This is a genomic window from Streptomyces endophyticus (assembly GCF_035798155.1).
Lineage (GTDB): Bacteria > Actinomycetota > Actinomycetes > Streptomycetales > Streptomycetaceae > Streptomyces > Streptomyces endophyticus.
In genome coordinates, this window is sequence record NZ_JAOZYC010000146.1 from 1 (window position 1) to 15841 (window position 15841).

12 protein-coding genes are annotated in these 15841 nt (G+C 70.4%); 6 read left to right on the plus strand and 6 right to left on the minus strand.

The window, feature by feature from the left end; genetic code table 11:
- A partial coding sequence (locus OKJ99_RS27915; protein WP_326020444.1) for a DEAD/DEAH box helicase occupies positions 1-1605 on the plus strand: 1605 nt, incomplete at its 5' end.
- A 4-nt stretch (positions 1606-1609) separates the two neighbouring features.
- Here OKJ99_RS27915 and OKJ99_RS27920 read toward each other — a convergent pair.
- The 6 genes from OKJ99_RS27920 to OKJ99_RS27945 all read right to left on the minus strand — a co-directional run bounded on the left by OKJ99_RS27920 (position 1610) and on the right by OKJ99_RS27945 (position 9272).
- Positions 1610-2674, minus strand: coding sequence for an endo-1,4-beta-xylanase (locus tag OKJ99_RS27920; protein ID WP_326020446.1), 1065 nt, complete (start codon positions 2672-2674; stop codon positions 1610-1612).
- A gap of 45 nt (positions 2675-2719) precedes the next feature.
- On the minus strand, positions 2720-4957 hold the full coding sequence (locus OKJ99_RS27925; protein WP_326020448.1) for a glycoside hydrolase family 3 N-terminal domain-containing protein: 2238 nt from the start codon (positions 4955-4957) through the stop codon (positions 2720-2722).
- A gap of 55 nt (positions 4958-5012) precedes the next feature.
- The gene (locus tag OKJ99_RS27930; protein WP_326020450.1) at positions 5013-5852 is read right to left on the minus strand and encodes a carbohydrate ABC transporter permease; all 840 of its coding nucleotides are present in this window, start codon (positions 5850-5852) and stop codon (positions 5013-5015) included.
- Complete coding sequence (locus OKJ99_RS27935) at positions 5849-6844, minus strand: carbohydrate ABC transporter permease (RefSeq protein ID WP_326020452.1); 996 nt, start codon at positions 6842-6844, stop codon at positions 5849-5851. The genes OKJ99_RS27930 and OKJ99_RS27935 overlap by 4 nt, the downstream gene beginning before the upstream one ends.
- Complete coding sequence (locus OKJ99_RS27940) at positions 6845-8146, minus strand: extracellular solute-binding protein (RefSeq protein WP_326020454.1); 1302 nt, start codon at positions 8144-8146, stop codon at positions 6845-6847.
- Positions 8147-8273: 127 nt separating this feature from the next.
- Positions 8274-9272 (minus strand): LacI family DNA-binding transcriptional regulator, encoded by a 999-nt coding sequence (locus OKJ99_RS27945; protein ID WP_326020456.1) that lies wholly within the window; start codon positions 9270-9272, stop codon positions 8274-8276.
- Positions 9273-9557: 285 nt separating this feature from the next.
- Between OKJ99_RS27945 and OKJ99_RS27950 the strand changes: the two genes are divergently transcribed.
- The 5 genes from OKJ99_RS27950 to OKJ99_RS27970 are packed head-to-tail and all read left to right on the plus strand — an operon-like array spanning position 9558 to position 15817.
- Complete coding sequence (locus tag OKJ99_RS27950; RefSeq protein WP_407700779.1) at positions 9558-10541, plus strand: ABC transporter permease; 984 nt, start codon at positions 9558-9560, stop codon at positions 10539-10541.
- On the plus strand, positions 10535-11416 hold the full coding sequence (locus tag OKJ99_RS27955; protein ID WP_326020460.1) for a carbohydrate ABC transporter permease: 882 nt from the start codon (positions 10535-10537) through the stop codon (positions 11414-11416). The genes OKJ99_RS27950 and OKJ99_RS27955 overlap by 7 nt, the downstream gene beginning before the upstream one ends.
- Positions 11417-11451: 35 nt before the next feature.
- On the plus strand, positions 11452-13107 hold the full coding sequence (locus OKJ99_RS27960) for an ABC transporter substrate-binding protein (protein WP_326020462.1): 1656 nt from the start codon (positions 11452-11454) through the stop codon (positions 13105-13107).
- Entirely contained in the window at positions 13104-13811 is a 708-nt protein-coding gene (locus OKJ99_RS27965) for a hypothetical protein (RefSeq protein WP_326020463.1), read from the plus strand. Before OKJ99_RS27960 ends, OKJ99_RS27965 begins: the two co-directional genes overlap by 4 nt.
- Positions 13808-15817 (plus strand): beta-galactosidase, encoded by a 2010-nt coding sequence (locus OKJ99_RS27970; RefSeq protein ID WP_326020464.1) that lies wholly within the window; start codon positions 13808-13810, stop codon positions 15815-15817. Before OKJ99_RS27965 ends, OKJ99_RS27970 begins: the two co-directional genes overlap by 4 nt.
- The last annotated feature ends 24 nt before the right edge of the window (positions 15818-15841 follow it).

Below are 15841 nucleotides of genomic sequence, written 5' to 3' on the forward strand. Positions count from 1 at the left end.
GGCCGTGGCGGCATGGGCACAGTGTGGCGGGCCCTCGTCGCGGAGGCCGAGCGGGCGGGCACCCGGCCGCTGCTCGCACAGGCCTCGGTCGACCTGCTGCGCGGGCCCGCGACGGACGTGGCGGCCTGGGTCGACTTCGAGGTGCGCTCCGCCGAGTACTACAGCGTGCTCGGCGAGATCTCCGGCCTCACCCCCGACAAGGACGCCGCCGAGGGTTTCCTGCCCACCGACATCGCCGAACAGGTGCGCACACAGCAGCTCGACGAGTCGCGGCTGCGGGTGTCGCTGCGCGGCTACCAGGCGTTCGGGGCCCGCTTCGCGCTCGCGCGGCGCCGCGCGCTGCTCGGCGACGAGATGGGGCTCGGCAAGACGGTCCAGGCCATCGCCGCGCTGACCCACCTGGCCGCCGAGGGACAGAGCCACTTCATGGTCGTCTGCCCGGCGAGCGTCCTCGTGAACTGGACGCGGGAGATCGAGGCCCGTAGCGCGCTGCGCGTCCTGCCGGTGCACGGCTCCGACCGGGCCGAGGCCTTCGCGGACTGGAAGGGCCGGGGCGGCGTCGCCGTCACGACGTACGACGCGCTGCGCACCCTGCCGGCGCCCGGCGGCGGCGAGGTGGGGATGCTCGTCGTCGACGAGGCGCACGCGGTGAAGAACCCGGAGACGCTGCGCTCGCAGGCGGTGGCCGAGTGGGCGGAGCACTGCGAGCGGGTCCTGTTCATGACCGGCACCCCGATGGAGAACCGCGTCGCCGAGTTCCGCAACCTCGTGCGCGTACTGGATCCCGCGCTCGCGGACCGGCTCGACGAGGAGGACGGCCTCGCCGGGTCCGTCGCCTTCCGCACGGCGGTCGCCCCCGTCTATCTGCGGCGCAACCAGGACGACGTACTGGCCGAGCTGCCCAGCCTCCAGCACACCGACGAGTGGGAGGAGTTGAGCGCGGCGGACGAGGCCGCCTACCGGGAGGCCGTCGCGTCCGGCAACTTCATGGCCATGCGCAGGGCGGCCTACGCGCGCCCGGCGGAGTCCGCCAAACTGGAGCGGCTGCGCGAGCTCGTCCGGGACGCCGCGGAGGCCGGGCTGAAGGTCGTCGTGTTCTCCAACTTCCGCGACGTGCTCGGCGCGGTCCAGGGCGCCCTCGACACCGAACCGCGTGTCGGCGGGCCGGTGTTCGGCCCGCTCACCGGCAGCGTTCCGCCCGCGCGCAGGCAGCTGCTCGTCGATGAGTTCGCGGACACGGCCGGGCCCGCCGTCCTCGTGTCCCAGATCCAGGCCGGTGGCGTCGGGCTCAACATCCAGGCCGCCTCGGTGGTGATCCTGTGTGAGCCGCAGATCAAGCCGACCCTTGAGCACCAGGCGGTGGCGCGTGCGCACCGCATGGGCCAGGTCAGATCGGTGCGGGTGCACCGCCTCCTGGCCACCGGCGGCGTCGACGAGCGCCTGGTGAAGATACTCGCCAACAAGTCCCGGCTGTTCGACGCGTACGCCCGGCGCAGCTCGATGGCCGAGGCGACGCCGGACGCCGTCGACGTGTCCGACGCGGAGATCGCGCGCCGGATCGTCGAGGAGGAGCAGGCGCGCCTCGGCGTGACGGCCGAGGGCTGACCCGTCAGTCGGTCAGGGCCTTGCGGATCGCGTCGTAGGCCGGCTTGTGCTGGAGGTTCTCGTCCCAGGGCAGGGCCGCGCCCTCGCCGTCGAAGACCGCGGGGATCCACGAGTGCCGGTCGGAGTAGCCCCACAGCGTGATGCCGACGCAGCGCTTCACGGCAAGGCACGCGTCGGTCACCTGCCCGTACCAGTCGGCCTGTTGGGCCAGTTCGGTCGCGTCGGCGGGGAGGAGCATGCGGATGTCGAGCTCGGTGATCGCGACGTCGACGCCGAGGCCGGCGAAGCGCTTGATGTTCTGCCGCATCTGCTGGGGGAAGCCGTACTGCAGGGCGAGGTGGGCCTGCATGCCGAAGCCGTCGATGGGGACGCGGTCGGCCTTGAGCTGCTTGATCAGCGTGTAGTAGGCGTCGGACTTCGCGCCCGTCCCCTCGACGTTGTAGTCGTTGAGGTACAGCTTGACCTTGGGGTCGGCGGCACGGGCCCAGCGCAGGGCGTCGGCGACGTAACCGGGACCGAGGGTCTTGTAGAAGATGTTCTCCCGGTACGTGCCGTCCTCGTTCATGATCTCGTTGGCGACGTCCCAGGCGAAGACCTTGCCGCGGTAGTGCTTCACCTCGGTGGTGATGTGGTTCTTGAGGATCGAGCGGAGTTCGTCGGCGCTCCAGGTGCCGGAGGTCAGCCAGTCCGGCAGCTGGCTGTGCCACAGGAGTGTGTGGCCGCGGACCTTGAGGCCGTTCGCGCGGGCGTAGTCGACGATCTCGTCGCCCGCGGTGAAGTCGAAGACGCCGCGCTGCGGTTCGGTGGCGTACCACTTCATGCCGTTGCCGGGCGTGGTCTGGCCGAACTCGGTACCGAGGAGGTCGGCGTACGGGGTGTCGTCGAGCTCGGGGTTGTCGACGGCGGAGCCGAAGTAGCGGCCCTGGGCCCGGGCGAGGTCGTGGAGGGTCGCGGAGGCGCCGGGCTTCTTGCCGCTGTCGGCGGTCGCCGCGGGAGCGGCGGCGAGGCCGCCGAGAAGTAAGGCCGTCGCGGCGGCGAGGGCGACGGATCTGACGCGGGTCGTACGCATGGCGGATCTCCTCAACTGGTCGGTTTTCACGGATGGTTGAGTACGTCACTTGACGCGCAGCTCGCACCGCATCCGGCGGTCGTGGCCCACCTCGCGCACCGGCCCCGTCAGGGTGAGCGGCACCGTGTGGTGGACGTGTTCGCTGGAGGCGGCGACGCGGAGTTCGAGGGCGCCGGGTTCGACGACGCGGCGGCCGTCGGCGCCGGTGTACGCGGCGAGGTCGGCGGGGAACGTGGCGTGGACCTCGGCCGAGGCGCCGGGGTCGAGGGGGACGCGGGCGTAGCCGACGAGCCGGGCCTCGGGGCGGGCGACGGTGCCGACCGGGTCGTGGAGGTAGAGCTGGACGACCTCGGTGCCGGGCCGCTCGCCCGTGTTGCGCACGGTGAGCTTCAGCGACACCTCGCCGTCGGTGCCGAACTCGGGCGCCTCGCACCGCGGTTCGTCCCAGGCGAATGTGGTGTACGAGAGGCCGTGGCCGAACGGGTAGAGCGCGGTGGGGTCGATATTGCTGGGGCCGCCGTGCCGGCCGAGCGGCGGGGCGAGGTACGCGGCGGGCTGGCCGCCGGGGGTGCGCGGCACCCCGACGGGGAGGCGGCCGGACGGTTCGACGCGGCCGGACAGCACACCCGCGACCGCCGCGCCGCCCTCCTGCCCGGGGAAGAAGGCCTGGACGACGGCGGCCGCCCGGTCCGCCCAGCGGCCGAGCGCGTAGGGGCGTCCGCTGAGGACGACGATGACGGTCGGCACCCCGGAGCCGAGCGTCTCGTCGAGCAACTCGCCCTGTCCGTAGGGAAGTTCCAGGTCTTCCGCGTCGCAGCCCTCGCCCGAGGAGCCGCGCCCGAACAGGCCCGAGCGGTCCCCCACCACGGCCAGGCAGACGTCGGCGTGCGCGGGGTCGTCCACGAACTGGGCGCCCGGCAGTTCCGCGCGCAGCGCCTCCGCGAAGGTCGGGATGTCGACGCCGGTGGTCAGTTCGGGGTGGTTGACGCCGACGTGGCGCGGGAACGTGTAGCAGCCGAGCATCGCGGCCTGCTCGTCGGCGAGGGGGCCCACGAGGGCGATGCGCGGTCCGCCGGCCTCCGGGAGCGGCAGCAGGCCCGAGTCGTTGGCGAGGAGGACCACGGACTCCTGCGCCACCTTGGCCGCCAACTCCCGCATGTGGGGCGGGTTCAGGTCGACCGGTTCGGCCGAGGACTCCGGCTCGCCCTCGGGGTCGAGCAGCCCCAGTTCGCACTTCTGTGTGAGGACGCGCAGTGCCGCCCGGTCGAGCAGTTCCTCCGGGAGGCCCTCGCCCGTCGCGAAGCAGTGGGCGGCCGGGAGTTCGACGTCCACGCCCGCCGCGAGCGCGATGCCGCCCGCCGCCGCCTCGGACGCGGCGACCCGGTGGGCGGACTCCAGGAACGCGATGCCGAAGTAGTCGGAGACCACCGTGCCGCCGAACCCCCACTCCTCGCGCAACAACCCGGTGAGGAGTCCTGTGTGCGCGTGGGCGGGCAGGCCGTCGATGTCGTTGTACGCGGCCATCAAGGAGCGGGCGCCGCCCTCGCGCAGCGCCATCTCGAACGGCGGCAGGATCACGTCCGCCAGCTCGCGCGGCCCGAGCGGGGCGGGCGCGTGGTTGCGGGCGGCGCGCGAGGCCGAGTAGCCGGCGAAGTGCTTGAGCGTGGCGACGATCCCGGCGGCTTCGAGCCCGCGCACGTAGGCGGTGCCGATGGTGCCGACGAGGTAGGGGTCCTCGCCGATCGACTCCTCGGTGCGGCCCCAGCGCGGGTCGCGTACGACGTCGAGGACCGGGGCGAGGCCCTGGTGGATGCCGACCGCGCCCATGGAGGCGCCGATCGCCCGTGCCATCTCCGTGATCAGGGCGGGGTCGAAGGTGGCGCCCCAGGCGAGCGGCGTCGGGAACACGGTGGCCTGCCAGGCCACGAAGCCGGTCAGGCACTCCTCGTGGGCGAGCGCGGGCAGCCCGAAGCGGTTGCCCGCGCGGATGCGGCGTTGCAGGGCGGCGAGGCGGGCGGCGCCTTCGGTGGGGTCGACGGGGACCGTGCCGAAGGGGCGGGTGAGGTGGCCGAGTCCGTACGGGAGGAGGGCGTCGAGGTCCGCGCTCTCGGCGGCGTAGGTGTGCTGTCCGGGCGCCACGGCGGCCTCGGAGTCGGAGCCGATGGAGGCGCCCAGCCACACGCTGGACAACTGCGCCGTCTTCTCCTCGGCGGTCATCCGGGCGAGCAGGTCCGCCGCCCGTATGTGGGCGGGAAGGGTGGTGTCCTGCCAGGGCTGAGCCATGGATCTCCTCAAGTGCGGTGCGGAGGGCTGGGGTTGGCGGCACGGACCGTGGGCGTCAGCCCTTCGTCGCGCCCAGGGTGATGCCGCCGATCAGCTGCCGTTCGGCGACCGCGTAGAAGGCGAGCGCGGGCACCATGGCGAGGACCAGGTACGCGAAGACGCGCGCGATGTCGGTGCCGTACTGGCCCTGGAACTGCTGGACGCCGACGGGGATCGTCCACCAGGTGGAGTCGCTGAACACGAGCAGGGGCAGCAGGAAGTTGTTCCAGCTGGTGACGACGGCGAGCACCGAGACCGTGCCGAGCGCGGGCCGGGCCATCGGCAGCAGGATCCGCCAGAAGAACCCGAAGGGCGAGCAGCCGTCGAGGGTGGCCGCCTCCTCCAGCTCCCCGGGGATGGCCCGGAAGAAGCCGCGCAGGATGACGATGGTCATGGGCAGCCCGAACGCGGCCTGCGGCAGGATCACGCCCCACGGATTGTCGAGCAGCCCGAAGGTGCGCAGCAGGATGAACAGGGGCAGGATCGCCACCGCGAACGGGAACATCAGGCCCATCGTGAAGAGCGTGAACAGCAACTCCCGCCCACGGAAGGCGAATCGGGCGAGCGCGAAGGCGGCGAGCGCGGCCGTCGCGACGGTCAGGACGGTCGTCGCGACCGCGATCAGGGTCGAGGACCCGAGGGCCCGCCAGAACGCGCCGTCGGCCAGCAGCTTGGTGTAGTTGGAGGTGACCCACGGGGACGGCAGCCCGAAGGCGTTGCCGGAGAGCTGGTCGGTGGACTTGAAGCCCGACACGAGCGCGTACAGCAGGGGTGTCACCATCACGATCCCGACCACCCACACGGTCACGTACAGGGGTACGGACCGCAGTCGGCGGCGCAGCACGGGGGTGGTCATCGGGCACCTCGCATGGTGGTGAGGGCTCCTTCGGTGTCGCGGCGCAGCACGAAGCGCTGGTAGGCGAGGGCGAAGACGAGGCTGATGAGGAACATGGCGATGCTGATCGCGCTGGCGTAGCCGACCTGGTAGCGCTTGAAGCCGAACTGGAAGAGGGTGACGGCCATCGTCTCGGAGTGGTGGTCGGGGCCGCCCTGGGTGACCACCCACACCAGGTCGAAGAGTTGGATGGCGCCGATGACGGACAGGAAGACGCTCATCCGGATCGTCGGTCCGAGCAGCGGCAGCGTGATGTGCCGAAAGCGCTGCCAGGGCCCGGCGCCGTCGATGAGGGCGGCCTCGCCCAACTCGGCGGGGATGCCCTGGAGTCCGGCCAGGTAGAGCATCATGTGGAAGCCGAAGTACTTCCACGTCATGACGAGGAACAGGGTCGGCAGGACGGTGTTCTGGCCGGCGAACCAGTCGCCGCCGAGCCCGTCGAGGCCGATCGCGCCGAGCACCTTGTCCGCGAGCCCGTCGCCGGGCGCGAAGATCATGCTGAAGAGGACGCCGGTGATGACCTCGGACAGGACGTACGGGGCGAAGAACAGCATCCGGTAGATGGCCCGGCCGCGCAGCTTCTGGTTGAGGAGCACGGCCATGGCGAGGGCGAACGGGAGCTGCACCCCGACGGAGAACAGCACGAGCAGCGCGCCGCGCCACAGGTCGCCGAGGAACACCGGGTCGTCGAGGAGCTTGCCGAAGTTGTCCAGGCCGACGAAGTCCTCGGGCGAGCCGAAGCCGCCCCAGTTGAACAGGCTGACGTACAGCGCGTACAGGATCGGCAGGAGGACGAGGAGGAGGAACAGGACGAGGGCGGGGACGGTGAAGACGAAGGCGGTCAGCCAGTGCCGCAGGCGGCGCGCGAACGGCCGCCGGTTCTGGCCCGCGCCGCCCGGTTCCTTGCCGATCGCCGTGCGCGCCTCGTCCACCGGAGTCGAAGTAGTCGTCATTTACTGGCTCTTGGCGACCTGGGTGATGGAGCGGGTGACCTGGTCTGGGGACTTGGACCCGGCGATGAGGGCCGCCACCGAGTCGTTGACCTCCTGGCCGACGGCGGGCGGGTAGGCCTGGTCGAGGTAGAGCTGGAAGCCGGTGGCGTTGTTGAGCATGTCCAGGACGGCCTTGAGGTTGGGGTCCTTCAGGGCGCTCTCGGCCTCCTTGTTGACCGGGATGATGCCGGTGCCGGGGACCAGTTTGCGCAGGGACTCGGGGCTGACGAAGAACTTCAGGAAGTCGACGGACTCCTTGGGGGCGCCCTTGCGCAGCGCGTAGCCGCCACCACCGCCGAACACGTCGGTGCCCTTGCCCTTGCCGCCCGCGACGGCGGGGAACGGGAAGAAGCCGAGGTCGTCGCCGAGCCCCTTGCCGGAGGCGGCCTGCTCGCGCGGCGCCCACTGGCCCATCAGCTCCATCGCCGCCTTGCCGGTGCCCATGACGGCGGCCTGCCCGGTGGGCGAGGAGTACGGGGCGCCGAGAAAGCCCTTCTGGAACGGCTTCAGGTCGACGAGCCCCTTGAGGTGCTCACCGGCCTTGACGAAGGGGGCGCCGGTGAAGTCCTTGGCGTCGGCGGCCTTCTGCATGCCGTCGACGCCCGCGAGCCGCATCGCCAGGTAGGCCCAGTAGTACATGCCGGGCCACTTCTCCTTGCCCCCGAGCGAGATCGGGGTGATGCCCGCGCCCTTCAGCGTGCGCACGGTGTCGAGGAAGTCGGCCCACGTGGTGGGCGGCGCGTCGATCTTGGCCTTCTTGAAGAGCGCCTTGTTGTACCAGAAGCCGACGGCGCCGATGTCGTTCGGGATGCCGTACGTCTTCCCGTCGAACTCGTAGGCATCGCGGGAGGCGGGGACGAGGTCGCCGATCCAGGACTTCACGGAGTCCGTGAGGTCCTCGACGAGCCCGGCGTCGATCTGCTGCTTGAGGACCCCGCCGCCCCAGGTGTGGTAGACGTCCGGCAGCTTGCCGGAGCTGGTCAGGGCGGTGATCTTCGCCTTGTACGCGTCGTTCTCGAGGGAGACGACCTTGATGCGTACGTCCTTGTTCTTCGCCTCGAAGGCCTTCGCCTGCGCATTCCACCGGCTCTTGGCCGGTTCGGTCGTGCTGATGTGCCACCACTCGACGACGGTGCGGCCCGAGCCGTCCTTGCCGCCCGAGTCGGAGTCCGAGTCACCGCAGGACGTGAGCACGACGGTGCCGAGGCCGGCCACGGTGGCCATACCGAGGAAGCGGCGTCGGGGTAGAGCGGAGGACGACATGGCGCACCTTCCGGAAGAGATCCGAAAACTATCGGTAGATGGCCACGGAAGTTACGGACACAAGAGAGGGGTGTCAACGCCCTTAACAAAAAAGGCCGTTGACACCCCCAGGGGTGCTGTAGCGGAGTTACACGCTCCGCGGCGCGGCCGTGCTGGCCCGCACCACGAGCTCCGTCGCGAGATCGACGCGTGGAGCCGCGGGTTCCACGGAACGCGCCAGGTCGAGCGCGGTGCGGGCCGCCAACTTCCCCATGTCGGACAGGGGTTGGCGCACCGTGGTGAGCGGCGGCGCCGACCAGCGCACTTCCGGAAGGTCGTCGAAGCCGACGACACTCAGGTCTTCGGGCACGCGCAGCCCGCGCCGCCGCAGCGCCTCGATCGCGCCGAGCGCCATCTGATCGCTGGAGGCGAAGATCGCCGTGGGCGGCTCGTCGAGATCGAGCAGCCACTGACAGCCGGCGAACCCTGACGCGTGGTAGAAGTCGCCGGGCACGATCAGCTCGCCCTCGACCGGCACACCCGCGACGTCGAGCGCGGCACGGTAGCCGTCGAGCCGGGCCCGGGAACACAGCAGCCGCGGCGGCCCCTGGATGAAGCCGATGCGCCGGTGCCCGAGCTCCAGCAGATGCTCGGTGGCGGCCATCCCGCCCGCCCAGTTGGTGGCGCCGACGGTCGGCGCGTCCGTGACGGGGGCGCCCGCCGGGTCGATCACCACCAACGGCACGCGCAGCCGCCGCAGTTCGTCCCGGAGCCCCGGTTCGAGCACCGAGGTCACGAGGATCACACCGTCCGACGCACGGGCCCGCAGGTTGGTCATCCACTCCCGCGCGTCGCCCGCCCGGTCGTGGATCGCGGAGACGACCGTCCCCACCCCGGCCTCGTGTGCGGCCTCCTCCACTCCCCGGATGATCTCCACGGCCCACGGGCTGTCCAGGTCGTTGAAGACCAGGTCGAGCAGGGCCGCCCGGTCACCGGGCGCGGGCGCCCGCCGCTGGTACCCGTATCGGTGCAGCAGGTCCTCGACGCGGGCCCGGGTGCCGGGCGAGACGTCGGAGCGCCCGTTGACGACCCGCGAGACGGTCGGCACGGACACCCCCGCCTCCCGCGCGATCTCGGTGATCGTCACCTTGGCCGGCCCCTCAGGGCCCCGCGTGGCTGCCTTGCGTTGAGCGCCATCCCCGGCCACGTTCCCCACCTCCGTCGACACACGCTTCCGAAAGATCTCCGGATGCCCTCCGGGAACCGTAGGACATGCCGCCGACCTCGCGCCGGTCAAGCCCCATTGACAGGTCGCACGAGCGGCTCTAGGTTGCGGCGACGTTACCGGAAGATTCACGAAACTTCTCGGTCATGCCTTTCCCCTGCCCCCGCTGAGCCGCGCACCGAAAGGCCCTGAATGAGTTCCTCCACGATGACGGGCGCTCCGCCCGGCACCGGCGCCTCCCCCGACCCACCTGGTCACGGCCCGCGCCCAGGCAAGCCCCCGTCGGGACGCCGCACCTGGCGCCAAGCGCTGCGCAGGGACTGGCAGTTGTACTCGCTCGCGGTGCTGCCGATCGCGTTCTTCCTGGTGTTCCGCTATCTCCCGATGCTCGGCAACGTGATCGCGTTCCGCCGGTTCGAGCCGGGCGGGTCGATCCTCGGCGAGGAGTGGGCGGGGCTCCGCTACGTCGAGATGTTCCTCACCGACCCGACGTTCTGGCAGGTCTTCCGGAACACGCTGTGGCTGGGCGGTCTGACGCTCGTCTTCTGCTTCCCGGTTCCGATCGTGCTCGCGCTGCTCCTCAACGAGGTGCGGCGCAACGCGCTGAAGCGGTTCGTGCAGTCGGTCTCGTATCTGCCGCACTTCCTGTCGATCGTGATCGTCGCCGGCATCACGATGCAGATGCTCGCGACCGACGGGCCGATCAACCATCTGTTGGGCCTGCTGGGCCACGACCCGATCCGCTTCATCCAGGAACCCGAGTGGTTCCGCACGCTCTACGTGGGCTCGGAGATCTGGCAGACGGCGGGCTGGGGCACGATCCTCTATCTCGCCGCGCTCACCACGATCGACGAGGACCTGTACGAGGCGGCCCGGATCGACGGCGCGAACCGCTGGCGGCAGACCTGGCACGTCACCCTGCCGGGCATCCGCCCCACCATGATCACTCTCCTGATCCTCAACATCGGCACGTTCATGGCGGTCGGCTTCGAGAAGGTCCTGCTCCTCTACAACCCGCTGACGTACCAGACCTCCGACGTGATCTCCACGTACGTCTACCGGACCGGTGTCGAGTCGAGCAGCTTCAGCTACGCCGCCGCGATCGGCCTGTTCGAGGCGGTCATCGGGCTCGTCCTGATCACCACGTCGAACCAGCTGTCGCGCCGCACGGTGGGGACCAGCCTGTGGTGAGCGCCGACCGCCCCACGAGGGGCGACCGCGTCTTCCGGCGCGCGAACGCCGTCGTCCTCACCCTCGTCGTCGCCGTGACCCTGTACCCGTTCGTCAACATCATCGCCCGCTCCTTCAGCGGCGAGCGGCAGATCCGCGCGGGCGAGGTCACGCTGTGGCCGCGCGGGGTCAACCTGACCACGTACAAGCTGGTCTTCCAGGACTCGATGTTCTGGCGCAACTACGGCAACACCGTCCTGTACACGGTGGTGTCGACGGCCGTCGCCATGGTGCTCACCACCTGCTACGCCTACGTCCTGTCCAAGCGGCAGCTGCGCGGCCGCACCGCGCTCATCGGCATCGCCGTGTTCACCATGTTCTTCACCGGCGGTCTCATCCCGAACTACGTCCTGATCACCAGCCTCGGCCTGAAGAACAGCATCTGGGCGATCGCCCTGCCCAACGCGATCAGTGTCTTCAACCTGCTCGTGATGAAGGCGTTCTTCGAGAGCCTGCCGAGCGACCTGGAGGAGGCCGCGCAGATCGACGGCCTGAGCACGTACGGGATTCTGCTGCGCATCGTGCTGCCGCTGTCGAAGGCGGTGGTGGCGACGATGGTGCTCTTCTACTCGGTGTCGTTCTGGAACTCGTGGTTCAGCGCGTTCCTGTACCTGGACCGGGCGGACCTGATGCCGGTCACCGTGTATCTGCGCAACATGATCCTGGGCGCCACGGGTGGCTCGAACGCCGGAGCCGCCACGGAGCAGCTCAGCCAGGTCGGCGCCAACATCCAGTCGGTGACCATCGTGCTCACCGCGCTGCCGATCCTCTGCGTGTACCCGTTCGTCCAGCGCTACTTCGTCAAGGGCGTCATGCTCGGCGCGGTCAAGGGCTGACCGCTCCATCTCACCCACTTCTCACGGGAGTTCAAGTGAAGAACCGCGGTCAGCTCTCACGGCGCCAGCTGCTCGCCGCCGCCGGCTTCGTCGGCCTCGCGACGCTCACGTCCTGCGGCAGCGGCGACGACGGCACGGACAGCAAGGACCTGGCGAAGAAGCAGGACGGCGCCATGAAGGAGTACAAAGCCGGCCAACAGTTCAGGGCCACAGAGGCGCTCTCCTTCTCGATGCTGCACAACAACAACCCGGTCTATCCGACCAAGGACGGCTGGCTGTTCTGGAAGGAGCTCACCAAGCGCACGAGAGTCACCCTCAAGCCCGTCGACGTGCCGCTCGCGGACTACGAGAAGAAGCGCGGCGTACTGATCGGCTCGGGGGACGCGCCGTTCCTGATCCCGAAGACGTACCACCCCTCCGAGGTCGCGTTCGTCTCGTCCGGCGCGATCCTCCCGGTCAGCGACTACGTCGACCTGATGCCCAACTTCCGGGCCAAGGTGAAGAAGTGGGGCCTTGAGCCGGAGATCGACTCCATCCGCCAGTCCGACGGCAAGTACTACCTGCTGCCGGGCCTGCACGAGAGGGTCAGGTCCGGCTACTCGCTGTCCCTGCGCACGGACGTCCTCGACAAACACGGCCTCTCCCTGCCGACCACCTGGGACGAGGTGTACGACGTCCTGAAGGCGCTCAAGGACGAGTACCCCTCCAAGTACCCGATGACGGACCGCTGGAGCACCAACACCCCCTTCCCGTGCGGCGCGTTGTTCCAGTACCTCGGCCAGGCGTACGGAGTGCGGGCCGGCTGGTCGTACGACAACATCAGTTACGACGGCAAGGCGAAGAAGTTCGTCTCGACCGCCTCGCAGGACGGCTACCGGGGCATGGTCGAGTATCTGCGCAAGCTGGTCGCGGAGAAGCTGCTCGACCCGGAGGCCTTCACGCAGCAGGACGACCAGGCCGTGCAGAAGCTGCTCGCCGAGAAGTCGTACGTCATCAGCGCCAACCCGCAGGAGCTGGTGCAGAACTACCGCTACAACCTGAAGAAGCAGGTCAAGGGCGCGAAGATCGAGATGGTGCCCGTGCCGCTCGGCCCGGCGGGACCCGTGGTGAACAGCGGCTCCCGCCTGGAGAACGGCGTGATGGTCTCCAGCAAGGCGCTCGATGCGGACACCTTCGTCGCGATGATGCAGTTCGTCGACTGGCTCTGGTACTCGGACGACGGCCAGGAGCTCTGCAAGTGGGGCGTCGAAGGCGTCACGTTCACGAAGTCCGGCGGCACGTACAAGCTCAAGGACGGCATCACGCTCATGGGCTCCGACCCGGACGCGCCGAAGGACCTCCAGAAGGACTTCGGCTTCTTCAACGGGGTCTTCACCTACGGCGGCAGCTGGGAGCTCGTCTCCTCGAACTTCAGCGCCGACGAGAAGAAGTTCCAGGACGGGATGGCGCAGCGGCAGGAGCTGCCGATCGGCCCCGCGCACCCGCTGCGCTCCGCCGAACAGGAACAGGCCACGCTCTGGGACACCCCGCTCAAGGACCACACGATCCAGAACACGCTCAAGTTCGTGCTCAGCAAGCGTCCCATGGCGCAGTGGGACGACTTCCTGACGGAGTTGAAGGCGAAGAACCTGCAACAACTCGTCGACCTGCACAACAAGGCCGCCGACCGCTTCGAGAAGGAGAACGGGTGACGGCAGTGGCCGGGCGAGGGGCCGCCGCCGTGGCGCGCGACGGCTTCGGCGCAGGCCCCCTCTCGCGCGCCGCGGCGCTCGTCCACACGCTGCTCACCGTGGAGGCGATGCTCCTGGCGGCGGCCTCGCCCGGCCTGGCCGGGGTGTTCCTGCTCGGTACGGCCCCCTCGAACCTGCCGCTGCTCGCCCTGTGCCTGGTGCCGCTCGGGCCCGCCCTGTCCGCCGCCCTGTACGCGCTGCACCGGCGCGGCCGGGAACTCACGGAGCTGCGGCCCGCCCGCACGTACTGGCGCGGATGGCGACTGAACGCGGGGGCCGTCCTGCGGCTGTGGGTGCCACTCCTCGCCTGGCTGACCGTGATCGGCTTCTCGCTGACCCACTTCCCGGCGGCCGGGGTGCCCAACTGGTGGGCGGGGCTGCTCGTGGTGATCGGCGCGGTGTCGCTGCTGTGGGGCGGGCACGCGCTCGTGCTCGGCTCGCTGTTCGCGTTCCGCTCCCAGGACGTCGCCCGGCTCGCCGCGTACTTCCTGCTGCACCGGCCGAAGGCCTCGCTCGCCACCGCCTCGTTGCTGGTCCTCGCCGGGGGCCTGACGCTGCTCGGCACCGAGGCGCTGGCGGCCCTGCTCGCCGCTCCCCTGCTGCTGTCCCTGCTGCACGGATTTCGCTCGGTGATCGCCGAGACCCGGGAGGAGTTCACGGCATGAGGCCCACACACACTGACAAGATCCTCTACGGCGGTGACTACAACCCCGAGCAGTGGCCGCAGGAGGTGTGGGACGAGGACCACCGGCTCTTCACGCGGGCCGGGATCGACACGCTGACCGTCGGCGTCTTCAGCTGGTCCCTGACCCAACCCGCCCCGGACACCTACGACTTCACGGTGCTCGACGCCGTCCTGGACCGGGCGGCGGCCGACGGTCGCCGTATCGTCCTCGCCACCGGCACGGCGGCCGTTCCGCCCTGGCTGGCGAAAGCCCACCCGGAGGTCAACCGCACCGACTTCGAGGGCCGCCGGCACGCGTACGGCCAGCGCCACAACTTCTGCCCGAGCTCACAGCTCTACCGGCGCCTGTCGACCGCGCTCGCCTCGCGTCTGGCCGAGCGCTACGCGCACCACCCTGCCCTGCTGGCCTGGCACATCAACAACGAGTACGGAGGCGCCTGTTACTGCGAGCGGTGCGCGGAGGCGTTCCGCGCCTGGCTGCGCGAGCGACACGACAGCCTCGACGCGCTGAACGACGCCTGGTGCACGACGTTCTGGTCGCACCGCTTCACGGACTGGTCGCAGATCGAGCCGCCGAACGCGCTCACCGAACACTGGCGCGGGCCCGACCACACCGCCTTCCAGGGCATCACACTCGACTACCTGCGCTTCATGACGGACGCACTGCTCGGCTGCTTCGTGGCGGAGAAGGAGGCGGTCCGCGCGCACGACCCGGCCACCCCGGTCACCACCAACTTCATGGGCGCCTACCGCCCGTTGGACTACCACCGGTGGGCGCCGCACCTCGACTTCGCGTCCTGGGACAGCTATCCGCCGCTGGACGCCCCGCCGACGGTGGCGGCGCTCGGCCACGACCTCATGCGCGGTCTGAAGGACGGCGCCCCGTTCTGGCTGATGGAGCAGGCGCCCGGCGCGACGGCGTGCCGCGACGTCAATCCGTTGCGCCGGCCCGGCGAGTTGCGGCTCGCGACGTGGCAGGCGGTGGCGCACGGCGCGGACGCGGCGCTCTACTTCCAGATGCGGGCCTCGCGCGGGGCGTGCGAGAAGTTCTTCGGTGCGGTGATCGGACACGCGGGCCGCGACGACACCCGCGTATTCGGTGAAGTCGCCGCGCTGGGAGCCGAGTTGCGGGCACTCGGTCCTGTCACGGTCGGCGCGAGCACACCGGCCCGCACCGCGCTGCTCTTCGACTGGGACAGCTGGTGGTCGCTGGAGATCTCGGACGGCCCGTCACGGCTCGTGAAGTACCTCGACGTCGTGCACGGCTACTACGGTGCGGCAAGGGCGGCGGGCGCGGACGTGGACGTCGTCCCGGTGACGGCGGACCTGTCGGCGTACGACGTGGTGCTGGCTCCCGCCCTGCATCTGGTGAAGGGCGGTCTGGCCGCACGCCTGGAGGCGGTGGCGGAGCGCGGCGGCACGGTCCTGACCACCTTCCTCTCGGGGCGCTGCGACGAGCACGACCGCGCGTTCCCCACCGACGCGCCGGGCCCGCTGGGGCGCCTCATGGGGGTACGCGTCGACGAGTGGGACGCGCGTCCGGCCGGGGTCACGAACCCGCTCGACGGGGGCGGCGAGGGGAGCCTGGTCTTCGAGCTCGTGCTCCCGCGGGGCGCCGAGCCCGTGGCCCGCTACACGGCGGACTTCTACGCGGGCACCCCCGCCGTCACCCGCAACCGCTTCGGCGACGGGGAGGCCTGGTACGTCGCCACGCACCTGGACGCCGCCGGTACGGACCGGGTGGTGCGTGCCGTGCTCGCCCGCCACGACCTGATCGGCCCCTACGCGGACCACCGCGACGTGGAGTCGGCGACGCGCGTCGCGCCGGACGGCACGCGCGTGGAGTTCGTCCTCAACCATGGCCGCGCGGCAGTGGAGTTGACGGCGCACGCCACCGCCACCGACCTTCTCACCGGCACACGCCACGCGAAGGGCGAGGCGTTCACGCTCGGCCCGCTGGGCGTGGCCGTGCTCCACGCCGGGTGACGCCCACGCCTCCTACGCGGGGAG

Excerpts from the sequence above, each read along its gene's own strand:
- OKJ99_RS27935 (WP_326020452.1), bottom strand. The coding sequence starts at position 6,844 with ATGACGACTACTTCGACTCCGGTGGACGAGGCGCGCACGGCGATCGGC.
- OKJ99_RS27925 (WP_326020448.1), bottom strand. The coding sequence starts at position 4,957 with ATGGCTCAGCCCTGGCAGGACACCACCCTTCCCGCCCACATACGGGCG.
- OKJ99_RS27920 (WP_326020446.1), bottom strand. The coding sequence starts at position 2,674 with ATGCGTACGACCCGCGTCAGATCCGTCGCCCTCGCCGCCGCGACGGCC.
- OKJ99_RS27930 (WP_326020450.1), bottom strand. The coding sequence starts at position 5,852 with ATGACCACCCCCGTGCTGCGCCGCCGACTGCGGTCCGTACCCCTGTAC.
- OKJ99_RS27950 (WP_407700779.1), top strand. The coding sequence starts at position 9,558 with ATGACGGGCGCTCCGCCCGGCACCGGCGCCTCCCCCGACCCACCTGGT.
- OKJ99_RS27940 (WP_326020454.1), bottom strand. The coding sequence starts at position 8,146 with ATGTCGTCCTCCGCTCTACCCCGACGCCGCTTCCTCGGTATGGCCACC.
- OKJ99_RS27970 (WP_326020464.1), top strand. The coding sequence starts at position 13,808 with ATGAGGCCCACACACACTGACAAGATCCTCTACGGCGGTGACTACAAC.